This window comes from Microcoleus sp. K1-B1 (assembly GCF_036704705.1).
Classification (GTDB): domain Bacteria; phylum Cyanobacteriota; class Cyanobacteriia; order Cyanobacteriales; family Microcoleaceae; genus Microcoleus.
On sequence record NZ_JAUBSH010000058.1, the window covers coordinates 12914 to 27714 of the forward strand.

Below are 14801 nucleotides of genomic sequence, written 5' to 3' on the forward strand. Positions count from 1 at the left end.
GATTAACTATTGTCAGCAATAGATAAATCTTGAACCGCGCCTCACCCACCCTACAATTGACTGATGACTGATGAGGAATGACTAATGACCGATCGCTAATGACTAATGACTAATTAAGCAATTTTCACTTGTTGCAACTGAGAATTTAGCAATAGCTTCCTAGCATCATTGGCTGATAGTGCAGGGCTGAAATAATGACCCTGAATTTCTTGACAGTGGAGTTCGCGCAAACACTCCAACTGCTCTTTAGTTTCTACTCCTTCGGCTACCACGCTCAAGTTCAAATCTCGTCCCAGCGTCGCTACAGCCTTGGCGATCGCCCGTTCGCAGGGATCAGTCGTCAGTCCGCTGACAAAAGACCTGTCTATTTTTAAGATATTCAAGGGAAACTTTTTGAGATAATTTAGAGAACAATAACCCGTGCCGAAATCGTCCAGCGCAATTTGCACTCCCATATTCTGCAACTCCCTGAGAACTTTTGTGGTATAATCCACATCTTGCATGGCTGTAGTTTCGGTAATTTCTAACTCTAAATACTTGGGTGCTAAACCGCTTTTTTCCAAGCATTTCGCTACCATTTCTAATAAATTAAATTGCTGGAACTGCCGAGCCGAAACGTTGACTGCTACCCGCAAATCTGGCTGCAAAGCATCCTGCCAAGCTTTATTTTGAGTGCAGGCTGTTTGCAGCACCCATTCCCCAATAGGTACAATGAGTCCGTTCTCTTCGGCCATCGGAATAAATGTAGCGGGAGTAACTAAACCTAATTGTGGATGTTGCCAGCGCAGCAGGGCTTCCATACCCTGAATTTTCCAAGTAGTGATGTTGACTTTTGGCTGGTAGAAAAGCTCAAATTCTCCCTGTTCTAAAGCCTCGTGCAGTCTGTGTTCTATAGTTAGTAAATGGCTGCCGTGGGGATTAAGGGTTGAAGTATATAACTGATAGTTATTTCTTCCCATTTCTTTAGCGTAGTACAAGGCAGCATCGGCATTTTTGACTAAAGTTTCGGCATCTTCACCATCATCGGGATAAAGGGCAATGCCGATACTGCTGCTAACATGAAACGGTTGTCCTTCTAGTTTAAATGGTGGCTTTAAATTGTTGAGTATTCTTTGAGCTGTTTTAACGGCATCTTCTAAGCAATTAATATCGGGAAGCAGTATGGTAAATTCGTCGCCTCCCCAGCGGGCAACCGTGTCAGTTGATCGCAAAGTGTCGCTGATGCGTCCGGCAAAACCTTCTAACAGGCGATCGCCCGCCGCGTGACCTAGTGTATCATTAATCTTTTTGAACCTGTCCAAGTCTAAAAACATCACAGCAAGCATTTTTTTTGTTTGTTTAGCTTGTTTTAAGGACGCCAGCAGCCGCTCGTTAAAAAGTATCCGGTTCGGTAAACCAGTGAGTTGGTCATAAACAGCTTGATAGCGAATAATTTCTTCAGCTTGCTTGCGCTGAGTGATATCCATCATCGTGCCGATCGCCCTTACTGCTTGGCCACTTTCATTGCGGATGATGTAGCCGCGATCGAGCACAAAAACATATCCCCCGTCTGCACGGTGAAAGCTGTATTCTTCCGACCAACATTGAGCGTCTGAGTTCATGGTTTGGTTGAAGCTTAACATCACTCTTTCCCGTTCTTCGGGATGAATATTTAGCCACCAAGATTCTAATTCTATCGTCTGAGTTTCGTTGAGTTTGTATCCAAAAACTTTTTCAAACTCTGCGCTCAACCAATACTCATTTTTTAACAAATCAAAATCCCATACGGCATCATTTGTCGCCCGCGTCAGCAGGTGAAAGCGTTCTTCGCTTTTGCGTAGTTTTTCTTCGGATTGCACCCGTTCCGTTACATCCCGAAAGCTGAATACTCGACCAGTAATTTTGCCTCCAGTGCGCTGGGGCAACGAGTAGCGCTCGAAGATTCTGCCATCTGTCAACTCGATGAGATCGTAACTTTCTGCTGCGGGGCGATCGGACAATTCTTTAGCACGGTTGAGAAATATTTCCGGGTATTTTAACTGGTTGATTCCAAACCCCAAAATTTGATTGTTATCTCTCGGATCAACCAGCAAATCCGGCAACTGCCACATTTCGGCAAATTTGCGGTTAAAGCTGACAACTTTTCCTTCACTGTCAACCGCCACAATACCGTCAGCCGTAGATTCAATGGTTGCTTGAAGCAACGAAAGAGATGTTTCTAGTTCTAACTCTGCTAATTTGCGATCGCTGATGTCAAATGCTGTGATTAATATTGAGGCTTTTTTTTCAAATTTTATAATATCTACAGTTGCTTCAATCCAGCGCATTTCTCCTGTTTTCGTGACTATTACTAATTCATATTTAGAGCCTGCTGTTGAGCGCGCATTACTGGATTTACCCCATTTTTTAACTATTTCTATAAAATCTCGATGAATTAAGTCGTATAAATCCAATGCTAGTAATTCTTCGCGAGTATATCCTGTCAGATCTTCTGTCTGAGCATTGACATAGCGGAACTGTCTGCGGTGATAGATAAATGCCACAGCATTCACAGTTTCTATCAGTTGGCGAAACTTTTTTTCACTGCGCCGCAAATTTCTTTCAACCCGCTTGCTATCGGTAATATCTTGTGCTATATATAACTTGCCGCTGACCTTGCCTTGACCGTCGCGAATAATTGAAATAGAAAGCTGTACAATTATTTTTTTTCGGTGTTTAGAAAGGTAGACTTTTTCGACGTTGCGGACAGAACCTTCGGCGGTTAAACTTGCTAACTCTAACTCCTGTGCCGGTGATTCACTTTTCTTAAAAATTCCGGCTATTGGTTTGCCTAACAACTCTTTTTTAGAGTATCCCAAAAGTTGACAGGTAGCTTGGTTTAACGACAGGATATGATCGCCGGGGGTCGTCGCAATTATGGAGACGTTCATTTCCTCACAAATATTCAGGGCATATTCGGCAGTTTGCTGCAAATCTTGGGTCATTTGAGCAATAGTATGCAAGATATCATGTTCTTTTTTTTGATACAACACTTTTTATCCTTTTGGTAGGTTGTCATTCTCTGTTTCAGACTTCCGCTTGATTAACATCATCGTCTTGGATAAGCTATTTACTGTCTTCCCCCGATCGATAATGAGATTAATAAAGAAATAACAACCAGAGGATAACCGATTATTGTTAACCTAATAGTAGGTTCTTTTCTAGGAGTTTCCTGAGATTGTATATAATTGTAAGTATGTAATTTTACGGACTCAATTTGGGATAATTTATCCAACAATAATGCGGCGCTTGCAGAAGTAAGGGGGCGAGATGCCGATCGCAAATAGCTATGTTTCTGAGAGCCAACCAAAATTCCTTGTACAGCGCGAGTGCCAAGTCCATCTCCTAGACTTGTCGGTAATATTTTTGGATTAATGCAACATTCCGCACCAAAAATATAAATTGCGAAATATCCCAACATTAATTGAAAAATTATTTTCATATTATCCAGTTTCTAATAATTTTAAATAAATCCTTTTCCCGCCATCCTAAATGTTAAAAACTTTAGCACAACTGGCTCTGCCATAGGAAAACCCAGCCAACCTTAATTTATGTGGACTTGTAAATTAAATTTTACCAAGCTAATAACTTAGCTTTATAACTAATTATAATTTTAATCTTAATTTAAAAGGTGTCATCAGCCATTGTGCCACAAATTATCCGCCATTCTGCCTAGACACCGGGTGGGAGCGCGCTAAAATTAGATAATTCCCGCAAGGAGGCGACCGGGATTTGTTAGAAAAATAAACAATTAGCTTAAAATCGATGCAGAGGTCCACTAATTGAACCCATGAGTCAGACCATCCCAGAACTCCAAAAAGAAGTCCGCGCGCTGCAAGCAGAAGTTGCCGCCCTGCAAGAGTCGCGGGAAAAACTTGGCGTACAGCGCTCTGAGTGCCGAGTGGCAGTCAGTTTTCCCAAAAATAATACTCCTGAAGCCATTGCCGAGTTCCACCAGCAAACTGCTGCTTTTGGGGAGCAGTGGTTGCAGCAAATCCAGGAAATTGACCGAGAGACTAAAAATATTGAAAAGCAACTGCAGCCAAAACAGGCTTTACTCAGTTACAAACAAGGTGAACTAGACAAATTGCTGGCCGGACAGCACTGGCAAGAAGTAGAAAACCACGTTCAAACTGGGGAAAAACGCTTGCAAGCACAAGCTCGCAGAATCAATCAAGCAGCAGCGCAGCTAGAGGCAGAGATTCAAGCTTTAAAAGCACTGTACGATCAACTCAATCCGAGTTATTCCGAGTGGTTTCAACAACCAACTCAAATAGTGGAATTTTCGGCAAAAACTATTCCTTATGCTTTTCCCAGCAGCAGCGGGTTGATCTTGGACAATAAGGAGATTGAGTGGGAAAAAAAGTAGTTTTGGCTTGTTAATTTTCAAGGTAAATTAGTGATTTGAATGTCGCCGTCGAACGCTCCAATAAGCAAGACTGTTTCGACGGCAACATCCCAAGGCTTTTAGCTGCTTTTTTAGATAATAAAATACAAAACTGCCTCTGGTGCAGTTAATTTTAAGATTTTGGAGTTTCATTTTTTGAAACAGGTTTATTTTTAACTCTGGTGTCAATCTAAAATCTAAAATATAAAAGTTCTGGACGCATCAACCGGGTTTTACGAAAAGACTTTGTTGCAGCCCTCGCTTCCGCTAAAAAACCCGGTTGATGAGAGCGAGGAGTGCGTAAGCCCTGTCTAAAATCTCAAATAGACTTACTGATGAAACAATTGATTTGGATAGCGCTATTTATTGTGGTTGCGGTGACGGCTGCAGGTTGGGGTTCTCACTCGTGGCAGCGGTTGTCGGCTGTACCCGAAGTTGGGATCGATCGCAATATCCACACTTCCCAAAACCCGTCTCCCTTACCGCTTCCTGCTGAAAAAAATGCTTTTTCTCTGCACCAAATTGACCAGTCCCGGTTGTGGAAACACGTCGATAGTTTAGCAGGAGAACGGGATGGAGAACGAGCTCGCTCTTTTACTAGAGACTACATTTCAAAACAACTGCAAACATTAGGATTTTCCCCCGAGTTGCAGCCGTTCGATCGAGGAGTCAACGTCTTCGCTGAGAGAAAAGGTACTGACTCGAACGCCGGTGCAATTTTAGTGGCAGCACACTATGATACCGTCCCAAACTCACCTGGAGCTGATGACAATGCGACGGGAGTTGCTGTAGTTTTAGAACTAGCAAGATTGCTGGGTTCTCGTGCCACACCTCGGACGCTGCAAGTAGCATTTTTCGACCGGGAAGAACTCGGACTTTTAGGCAGTTTAGCATTCACAGGTAGCGACGCGCGGTTAAAAAATTTGCAGGGTGCGATCGTCCTAGATATGGTAGGTTATGCCTGCCGCACGCCCGGATGCCAGCAATATCCCGAAGGATTGACAGCGCAACCTTTTCTAGAAGCATCGGGGGTAAAATCTCCTGACAAAGGCGAGTTTATCGCTGTGATTGGGGATGCGGAACATCCGCTGCTATTGAAAAGTTTTGCGGAGTCTGGAACAGCCGATTTGCCGCCTGTGGTGGCGCTGCCGGTTCCCCTGAAAGGGTTGCTGACTCCCGATGTTTTGCGGAGCGACCACGCGCCTTTCTGGTATAAAGGAATTGGTGCTGTGTTGGTGACGGATACTGCAAATTTGCGATCGCCCCACTATCACCAATCTAGCGATACATTAGCAACTATCGATCGACCTTTTTTCGCCGGTTCTGCTCAAATTGTTGTTAATGCCGTGGCTAAATTATTGGAATTAGGTAATTAGTAATTGGGAATTGAGCATGGGGAATTGGGAATTGGGGATGGGGCATCGGGCATTGGGCATTGGGCATGATGACTGTTATTGATACTGCCAACTGCCAACTGCCAACCATTACTCACAAGTTAAGCTAAAAGCACTATTGTCAATGAGTAATTTTACTCATTTTTTACCTGTTGATCCAATTAAAATATGACTCCATTTGTTCCTTTATTATTAAAAAAAAATTGTTCGGGACTTCTTTGAGTTCCAGGGAAAGGAGAAATAATTAGCCTGACATGAGGTTTTCGTCGTCGCTTAACAATCCCTAAATCTTGATTTTTATCGGAGGCAAAATACTTAACTAGGTCAGAAGCTATTCCTTTTTGATAGGCCACCGAAAAATGATACATCCCCCGATAAATCATTTCTAATGAAACACGTTCAATTGGCACTCCTAATTCATCTGCAACCGCATCTCCTAAATCTACTAAAATCGCATAAAATAGCCAAGTACCCCAGATTTGTAGCTTGATTCCGTTTAACGAACCTGTCCATAAATAGCTGAGATTTAGTAATCTTTTTACTAGGCAAAATGCCTCTTCAATTCGCCAGCGTCTTTGATATAAATCTGCTACTACATAGGGGGGTAATATTTCGGGTTCTTGGACACTTGTTAAATAAGAACGCCAGGAATTTTTCGAGCGAATTTGTACTAATCTTATAGTCAAAGCTGGTGTTTTTTTTGTCCCTGCACCTATCCTAATTATCTGGTCTTTGACATCATAAGTATTGGTGAATACCCGCTCGACTTGATAAGATGCACCTTTTTTAATCCGAGTAATAAATCCAATTTCTTGCTCGATTAATTTTGACCAAAAAGCGAAGTGATAGAAGCCTCTATCTAATAACAGCAAGGTTTTTGGCTTAACTGTTTTTAGTAAGTCTTCCTCCCAATTAGTATCTGCTTGTTTCGGGTTTGTCCAAAACCAAATTTCTTCGGGAAGATGAGTTACTAGGTCTATTATTACTCCCATTTTCCCGGATAATTGACCAATAGGAACATCTGATAAACTTTCTAGTTTACGAAATAATGCTTCTAATGTTGAGCCGTCAGCTATCCAGATATTTTCAAAGTTTTTTAAGGCAAATTGTACACTATCTGGTAATGGTCTCGATTTTCTCATCAACCATTCCCGACGAAAATGAGGCAGTAATTCTTTAAATACTTTTTTAAATAAAACTGCGGGAAAAGTTAAAAATCTTTGTGATAATGCTTGTTGACTAATTTCAGACGGCTCACACCATAAAAATCCTTCTCTATTTAATAATCTAGTTAATTCTGTTACTCCTGCTACATTTCGCCATAAGAGACTTAATATTGCTGCCATCATTAATGGTAGTGTCAGAATCCTATCTCTTAAATTTAGTTGGCGATAAAAAGTTTTTTGAGCAGCCATTGCTGGAATTAATAAATCTTCCAGGTGATTCGCAATCGCTTCATTTTCTATTTGGGGACTATTTTTTTTCTTTGCATGATCTCGGTTAATTCTTTTTTTGCGAATCATAACTGGTTCCACTATGGCTCAACTGCTCGCCCCGTAAAGGTTTCATCCTATTTTACCTTTTTTGGTCTACCCCCTTGACAATTTGCACTTTTTCTTAACTTGTCACAAATGACTGCCAACTAATAACTAATAACTAATGACTAACAAAGAAAGCCTGCAACGGCATTTACTGCAACTAGACAATCGAGGCTACAAAGCCTACAAAGACATTCAAGGTAACTACGACTTTTCTGAATTCACATTAATTATTGATTACGTGCAGGGAGATCCGTTTGCTTCTCCCAGTAAATTTAGAGTTATAGTTCCGCCAAACATTGCTCAAATTCCTGGCGAATTTTTCAATTCTCGCAGTCGAGAAATAGCCTTGCGAGATTATCTAACTCGCCAGTTTGACAAAGCAGCACACAGCATCAGCAGCAAACGCGGTACTGGGAAAAGCGGTATGATTGCAGGGACTGGCTTCGGACAAGAAGTTTTAGAGCGAACTTCAGCATTTATCATTTCCTCAAATACATCCGATATCGAAGATTTAGGAGGAGTTGAACTGCGATTTGCCGTCGGACTTCCAGCGGGCGGACGCAGTATCTTAGGGCGACAAGCTGCTGAAATGCTGTGCGAAGATATTCCGCAAATTGTCAGCAATTCTCTGAAGTATGCTAACTTAAATTCTGCTGAATGTCGCCGTCACGTTGAAACTGTAGAAGATGCTGACTGGCTGCGGCAGCAGTTAGCTGAAAACGGATTAGTTGCGTTTGTGGCTGAAGGTTCTATTTTGCCCCGCCGCACGGGTGTTGACGATCGCCCTTTGTTAAATAATGCTGTGGCTTTTCAGACGCCACCGTCGTTAAAAGTTGAGTTTAATTGTCCGAATCGCGGTTTGATTTCCGGTATGGGTATCCCGGCTGGTATTACTTTGATTGTTGGCGGCGGCTATCACGGCAAATCAACTTTACTCAGGGCGATCCAGTTGGGAGTTTACAACCGAATTCCGGGAGATGGTCGGGAATTTGTGGTGGCTAATCCTGCGGCGGTTAAAATTAGAGCGGAAGATGGCAGAAGTGTGGCGGGAGTTGATATTTCGCCTTTTATTAACCACTTGCCGCAAGGTAGAGATACTGCACAATTTTATACGGAAAATGCGAGCGGTAGCACGTCGCAAGCTGCTAATATTATTGAGGCTTTGGAAGTGGGGAGAATGCCTTTTTTATTGGTGGATGAGGATACGGCGGCGACGAATTTTATGATTCGCGATCGCCGAATGCAGGAACTGATCGCTAAGGATAAGGAACCGATTACGCCGTTTATTGATAAAGTTAAACAATTGTATGCAGATTGCGGCGTATCTACTATTTTAGTCATGGGTGGAAGCGGGGATTATTTTGATGTAGCAGGTACGGTGATTGCACTGGATAATTTTCAAGCATATAATGTGACGGAAAAAGCTAAAAAGATTGCTAAAACTTACTCGATTAGCCGTGCTGCTGAAGGGGGAGAAACTTTTGGTGAGATTACTCAAAGAGTGCCGATTCCTGCTAGTTTAGATCCGAGTCGGGGACGGCGAGATGTGCGGGTGAAGGTGCGGGATGTTGATGAATTGGCTTTCGGAACTGAGGAGATTGATTTGGGTGCTGTTGAGCAAATTGTGGACAGCGGACAGTTAAGGGCGATCGCTGCGGCAATGGTTTATGCTAAGCAGCAATACATGGACGGAAAACGCACTTTGTCGGAAATCATAGATTTGGTGATGGCGGATATTGAGGCGCAGGGGATGGATATTTTATCGCCTTTTCCTGAAGGGGATTTTGCCATGTTTCGACGGTTTGAATTGGCGGCGGCAATTAATCGGCTTCGCAGTTTGTCGGTTGTTGCCAAATAGACTTGCTTAATATAAGTGTATTGTTGTCCTACTTTTGATATGCTGGCGAAAGTGAGTGCAAAAACCGCGATTGAAGTATGACAGGCAATATAGGACAACTGACTGCTTTAAGCGATCGACCTTATATAGTATTAAGCAATCAAGGGCAGGTTTTACAGTTAGAGTTAAAACAGCAGCAGCACGTATTGGGGCGCGATCGCACTCGTGCTGATTTAGTCATTCCCGATGCTTGGCGCGCAGTTTCCGGCGTTCACGCTGTTTTGCGACAAATTGGGGATAATTACTGGATTTACGACGGTGACGGCCAGCGGCCGAGCACTAATGGCTTATTTGTCGATCGCACTCGCATCACTCCCAATGACGGTTATTGTCTGAAAAACGGCACTGAAATTAAAATCGGTCTCGATCCTCAAAATCAAGTTTTGCTGAGTTATTTTAATCCGCTGGCGAATCAGGTTGCTGTCGCTAGCAAGCAGTCAATTCTTCTTAAGAATCGGTCGGTTTTGTTGGGCCGCGATCCAAACGCTTCGCTGCAATTAGATGCGCCTCTTGTTTCTAGACGCCACGCCACAATCGACCAAGACAGTCGCGGTAATTATATTTTGCGAGACCACAGCGTTAACGGCGTTTTTGTTAACGGTCAGCGAGTGACAAATTCTGTACAGTTGTCCGAGGGAGATGCAATTCGGATCGGCCCGTTTACTCTAACTTACCGCAGCGGTGAGTTGCAGATGCAAGACTCGGGCCATCAAATTCGTTTGGATGCTGACAGTCTGGTGATTCCGAAGCGTTTGGATAACATCACTTTGGCGATCGAACCGGGGCAGTTTGTGGCTTTAGTCGGCGGTAGCGGCGCTGGCAAATCTACTTTAATGCGGACGCTTTTAGGCATCGAAAAAACTACTAACGGCGCTGTGTTTCTCAACGGTGACAACCTGCGCCAAAACTTCAATATTTACCGCAATCAAATCGGTTACGTGCCTCAAGATGATATTGTACACGCAGATTTGACAGTAGAAGAAGTCTTGAGTTATGCAGCTAAATTGCGCTTACCTCCCGATACAGATGTCAAGCAGGTAGTCGCCAAAACTTTAGAAGATATTGAAATGACTCACCGTCGCAAGGCTTTGGTAAAACAGCTTAGCGGCGGACAGCGAAAGCGAGTCAGCATCGGAGTTGAACTGTTAGCAGACCCGAAACTTTTCTTTTTAGACGAACCGACTTCAGGACTCGATCCGGGTTTGGATAAGAAGATGATGCAACTGCTGCGAAAGTTGGCAAATCAAGGCCGGACGGTGATTCTGGTGACTCACGCGACGGCAAATATCACGATGTGCGATCGTATTGTGTTTATGGGTCGCGGCGGACGCCTTTGTTACTTCGGTCCGCCTAGGGAAGCGCTCGATTTTTTTGATGTCAAAACTGGCGATTTTGCAGACATTTACAACGAATTAGAAACAGGAGAAACCAACGTTCAAAGCTGGGCAGAAAAGTTTAATAAATCTCCCTACTATCAGCGCTATATTGTCAACCACTTCAGCACAGGCAATGCTAATGCAAAAACGCCTTCAGCACCTTCTGTGCCAAAATCTCAATCTTTTGGGAAACAACTCGTTTTGCTTGCCCAGCGCTATTTTCAGCTTATTTCTCGCGACTTAGTTAACTTGAGTTTAGCTCTTTTAACGGCTCCGATCGGCATTAGTTTACTGCGGCTAGCCGTCAGAGATAAAGACCCATTAATTGGCGCACCCGAGGCAACTTTAGCACCTTTAGCGCTGAGAGTTTTATTTGTATTTACCTGCGCGGCGATTTGGGTAGGACTGGCAACTTCTCTGCAAGAAATTGTCAAAGAATCTGCTATTTATCTGCGCGAACGTTTGGTCAATTTAGGATTGTTTGCTTATTTAGGTTCAAAAATTTTTATACTTTCTGGTTTGGCAGTATTGCAAACACTGTTAATGGTAGGAGTTATTCTGATTGCTTTTAAATCCCCCGAACCGAGTTTTATTTCTTGGGCGATGGGGGCAAGTATTACCACATTCCTAACTTTGATGAGCTGCATAAGTCTCGGATTAGTCGTTTCCGCGATTGTTAAAAATAGCTCTCAAGCTAATAGCGCTTTGCCTCTATTATTGCTGCCTCAGATTATTTTTTCGGGAGTTTTGTTTAAGATGGAAGGTGCGGCAAGCAAGTTTTCTTGGCTGATGTTAAGCCGCTGGTCTGTGGGTGCTTACGGCTCTTTAGTTAATGTGAATGGGATGGTTCCCGCGCCTACTATATTACCGGACGGGAGTACGCTTCCTCAGCCATTTGAGCCTACTCCTGTTTACGATCCAACCTGGGAGAATTTGGGTTTAAACTGGGGTATTTTGTGCGTGCATATTTTCGTTTATTTGATGTTGACTATGTGGTTGCAGAAGCGGAAGGATATTTTATAATTAAAATTACGCCTTTTTCACTCACAGTTCATTATCAAATCAGATCATAGGAGAGATAAATGTTAGTTAAAACCAAGGCAGTAGTAGAAATTGCTGCATCGCCTGAAGTAGTCTTTGATTTTGTTACGTCCCTGTCAAATCTGCCCAAAGTCTTTCGCGGATATGGCCCAATTCCAGCAATTATTAAAGCTGAGATGGCAGATGGTGGAGAGATGCGTGAAGGCGGCGTGCGGCGGATAGAAAATTCCGACACTTCGGTGATTGATGAAGAAATCATTACTTTCAAAAAGCCAGAAAGACAAACCTACCGACTGGTTAGAGGGTTTAAGTTTCCGATTTCTCTACTCATTGAGTCTGGTGGCGGAGATTGGAATTTCACTGCTACAGCAAAGGGATCTCGGATTGATTGGGAGTTTTATTTTATGCTGACTTCTCCGGTATTCTATCCGGTTGGGTTGTTGCTAGTTCAGGTTTTTATGCAAAAAGCTATGCAGCAGTGTTTAGATAATATTCAAGAATATTTGGCTAACCCAAGCGAATAGATTGTATGAATTATTGGCTAATGAAGTCGGAACCCGATGTTTATAGTATTGCGGACTTGAAGCACGATCGCACTTCGATTTGGGATGGCGTTCGCAACTATCAAGCGCGCAATTTTATGCGAGAAATGAGTCGGGGAGACTTAGTATTTTTTTACCATTCTAATACTAAATTTCCGGGAATTGTCGGGTTAGTGCGCGTCGTGGAAACAGGGATTGCTGATCCGAGTCAGTTCGATATGAATAGCGAATATTATGATGCTAAATCACAGTTAGATGCTCCTCGCTGGCAAACTGTGAAAGTGGAGTTTGTTGAGAAATTTGCTAAGTTAATATCTTTGGATGAACTGAAACAAAAGTTTAGCGCTGATGAGATTTTGCTGGTGAGGAAAGGCAATCGGTTATCGGTGATGCCGGTATCTGATGTTGCTGCTGAGAAGATTTTGAAGATGAAGTAGGAGAAAAGAGGAAAATAGATCCGGATTTCGATCCGTATAGTGAGAATAGAAGATTTAAACTGATTATATTATTTGGAGTTTTCGATGATTAGCGATCGCCTGTCCCACCTGCAATCTGAAGTGAAAGGTTATTACGATCAACTCGCTGGCCAGGAAACAGCGAAACGGTTGGCTGAAGACGCGCAAAAGGTACGGCTTCAGCAGGGAATTGATAAACTGAAAAAAGAACTCGGTAGCGTTGAACGAGACTATTGGGAGCGCTGGCGGGCGGAAATTGCCGGATTGACGATTCCCGAAGCGGATGCGGAAATAGTTGCGAGTCAATTGGTGGGGGAAGTGGAGTTTCTGGAGATTGAACCTGCGGTTCAGAGTAATGCCGAATTGATGAAGGTGTTACAGGAAATCAAAGCGGAATTGAGTAAGCCGGGAATTCCGGCGGCGGGAAAACTCAAAGCAGCGATTCCGTTGTTGCCGGGATTAATTTCCTATGAGATGGAGTTGGATACGGAAGGATTGTTGCGGCGGGTATTTCCCACGTTTTGTAACTTTGCAGACAAACTAAAAAAGTAACGCCCCTCCCAAAGAACCCGAACTTGGGGGGGAAACCGCAAAGGCTTTGGCTATTTGCAGGGGCGATGGGGTTATTGACTCTCGGTAGTGGCGGTATAGGTTTGCATTTTCTACAACCTCAGTTATCACCTCTATGTCTCCTACAACAGTGCGACCAAAAAACCAAAACTGTAACCGTTCTGTTAGCGGAGTTTGATGGGGTGGATGCGAAAAATTATCGCGTCACAGAAAGGATTTTACAGAAGTTGCAGGATGCAACTAAAAATTACCCAACCGTGAAAATTCTGCCCCTCAAACAAGCGATTAGTCAGCAGGAAGGTAAAGATAAAGCGCGGGAATTGGGCAAGAATAAAAATGCGGATATTGTGATTTGGGGTTGGTATGGCAAGACGCAGCAGAAAGCAGCAGTCAGCGTGAATTTTGAGATGCTTTCAGCAGCAAAGGATTATATCGATGTAGGTAAGCAAGTGCAGGGAGAAATTCGCACAATGGCGGTGGCTGCGCTAGAAACTTTTGAGATACAAGTCAATTTAGCGGAGGAACTGAAATATTTAACGTTGGTGACATTGGGGGTGTCTGCTTATGCAGCGGATGATTGGGATAATGCTATTAAGCAACTAACGGCAGCACTTTCAGAGGCTAAACCAAATAAAGCTGCACTTGACCCAGCCACTATCTATTTCTATCGCGGCAATGCTTACGACAATAAAGGGGAATACGATCGCGCCATTGCCGATTTCAATCAAGCCCTTCTACTCAATCCTAAATCTGCAGAATTCTTCAACAATCGCGGCAATGCTTACGACAATAAAGGGGAATACGATCGCGCCATTACCGATTTCAATCAAGCCCTTCTACTCAATCCTAAATACGCAGCAGCCTTCAACAATCGCGGCATTGCTTACAACAATAAAAAGGAATACGAGCGCGCCATTGCCGATTACAATCAAGCCCTTCTACTCAATCCTAAATACGCAGGAGCCTTCAACAATCGCGGCATTGCTTACAACGATAAAAAGGAATACGACCGCGCCATTGCCGATTTCAATCAAGCCCTTCTACTCAATCCTAAATCCGCATTAGCCTTCAACAATCGCGGCAATGCTTACAACGATAAAAAGGAATACGATCGCGCCATTGCCAATTTCAATCAAGCCCTTCTACTCAATCCTAAATCCGCAGGAGCCTTCAACAATCGCGGCAATAGTTACTACGATAAAAAGGAATACGATCGCGCCATTGCCGATTACAATCAAGCCCTTCTACTCAATCCTAAATCCGCAGAAGCCTTCTATAATCGCGGCAATAGTTACAACGATAAAAAGGAATACGATCGCGCCATTGCCGATTACAATCAAGCCCTTCTACTCAATCCTAAATCCGCAGAAGTCTTCAACCATCGCGGCCTTGCTTACAACTATAAAAAGGAATACGATCGCGCCATTGCCGATTACAATCAAGCCCTTCTACTCAATCCTAAATCCGCATTAGCCTTCAACAATCGCGGCCTTGCTTACAACGATAAAAAGGAATACGATCGCGCCATTGCCGATTACAATCAAGCCCTTCTACTCAATCCTAAATCCGCATTAGCCTTC

At 43.3% G+C, this 14801-nt stretch carries 11 protein-coding genes; 8 read left to right on the top strand and 3 right to left on the bottom strand.

Going from position 1 to position 14801, the window contains the following annotated elements:
* Positions 1-113: 113 nt before the first annotated feature.
* Positions 114-3011: an EAL domain-containing protein gene (locus QUA83_RS19855; RefSeq protein WP_333295281.1), complete on the bottom strand. Its 2898-nt coding sequence runs from the start codon at positions 3009-3011 to the stop codon at positions 114-116.
* Positions 3012-3088: 77 nt separating this feature from the next.
* Entirely contained in the window at positions 3089-3460 is a 372-nt protein-coding gene (locus QUA83_RS19860; RefSeq protein ID WP_333295282.1) for a hypothetical protein, read from the bottom strand.
* Between the two features lie 348 nt (positions 3461-3808).
* Here QUA83_RS19860 and QUA83_RS19865 point away from each other — a divergent pair, with 348 nt between their 5' ends.
* Positions 3809-4387: a hypothetical protein gene (locus tag QUA83_RS19865; protein ID WP_333295284.1), complete on the top strand. Its 579-nt coding sequence runs from the start codon at positions 3809-3811 to the stop codon at positions 4385-4387.
* Between the two features lie 353 nt (positions 4388-4740).
* Positions 4741-5781, top strand: coding sequence for a M28 family peptidase (locus QUA83_RS19870; protein WP_333295285.1), 1041 nt, complete (start codon positions 4741-4743; stop codon positions 5779-5781).
* A 179-nt stretch (positions 5782-5960) separates the two neighbouring features.
* On the opposite strand, the gene QUA83_RS19875 is transcribed toward QUA83_RS19870, so the two are convergent.
* On the bottom strand, positions 5961-7322 hold the full coding sequence (locus QUA83_RS19875; protein ID WP_333295286.1) for an IS4 family transposase: 1362 nt from the start codon (positions 7320-7322) through the stop codon (positions 5961-5963).
* Positions 7323-7458: 136 nt separating this feature from the next.
* On the opposite strand from QUA83_RS19875, the gene QUA83_RS19880 reads away from it, so the two are divergent.
* The 6 genes from QUA83_RS19880 to QUA83_RS19905 all read left to right on the top strand — a co-directional run.
* Entirely contained in the window at positions 7459-9198 is a 1740-nt protein-coding gene (locus QUA83_RS19880) for an ABC-ATPase domain-containing protein (RefSeq protein WP_333295288.1), read from the top strand.
* Between the two features lie 77 nt (positions 9199-9275).
* On the top strand, positions 9276-11636 hold the full coding sequence (locus QUA83_RS19885) for an FHA domain-containing protein (protein WP_333295289.1): 2361 nt from the start codon (positions 9276-9278) through the stop codon (positions 11634-11636).
* Between the two features lie 59 nt (positions 11637-11695).
* Positions 11696-12178, top strand: a complete 483-nt coding sequence (locus tag QUA83_RS19890) for an SRPBCC family protein (RefSeq protein WP_333295290.1) — start codon at positions 11696-11698, stop codon at positions 12176-12178.
* A gap of 5 nt (positions 12179-12183) precedes the next feature.
* Positions 12184-12633 carry an EVE domain-containing protein gene (locus tag QUA83_RS19895; RefSeq protein ID WP_333295292.1) on the top strand — a complete coding sequence of 150 codons (450 nt, stop codon included), beginning with the start codon at positions 12184-12186 and terminating at the stop codon, positions 12631-12633.
* 84 nt (positions 12634-12717) lie between these two features.
* Positions 12718-13203: a hypothetical protein gene (locus tag QUA83_RS19900; RefSeq protein WP_333295294.1), complete on the top strand. Its 486-nt coding sequence runs from the start codon at positions 12718-12720 to the stop codon at positions 13201-13203.
* Between the two features lie 65 nt (positions 13204-13268).
* On the top strand, positions 13269-14801 hold a 1533-nt coding region (locus QUA83_RS19905), incomplete at its 3' end, for a tetratricopeptide repeat protein (protein WP_333295295.1).

Excerpts from the sequence above, each read along its gene's own strand:
- QUA83_RS19860 (WP_333295282.1), bottom strand. The coding sequence starts at position 3,460 with ATGAAAATAATTTTTCAATTAATGTTGGGATATTTCGCAATTTATATT.
- QUA83_RS19865 (WP_333295284.1), top strand. The coding sequence starts at position 3,809 with ATGAGTCAGACCATCCCAGAACTCCAAAAAGAAGTCCGCGCGCTGCAA.
- QUA83_RS19870 (WP_333295285.1), top strand. The coding sequence starts at position 4,741 with ATGAAACAATTGATTTGGATAGCGCTATTTATTGTGGTTGCGGTGACG.
- QUA83_RS19875 (WP_333295286.1), bottom strand. The coding sequence starts at position 7,322 with ATGATTCGCAAAAAAAGAATTAACCGAGATCATGCAAAGAAAAAAAAT.
- QUA83_RS19880 (WP_333295288.1), top strand. The coding sequence starts at position 7,459 with ATGACTAACAAAGAAAGCCTGCAACGGCATTTACTGCAACTAGACAAT.
- QUA83_RS19885 (WP_333295289.1), top strand. The coding sequence starts at position 9,276 with ATGACAGGCAATATAGGACAACTGACTGCTTTAAGCGATCGACCTTAT.
- QUA83_RS19890 (WP_333295290.1), top strand. The coding sequence starts at position 11,696 with ATGTTAGTTAAAACCAAGGCAGTAGTAGAAATTGCTGCATCGCCTGAA.
- QUA83_RS19895 (WP_333295292.1), top strand. The coding sequence starts at position 12,184 with ATGAATTATTGGCTAATGAAGTCGGAACCCGATGTTTATAGTATTGCG.
- QUA83_RS19900 (WP_333295294.1), top strand. The coding sequence starts at position 12,718 with ATGATTAGCGATCGCCTGTCCCACCTGCAATCTGAAGTGAAAGGTTAT.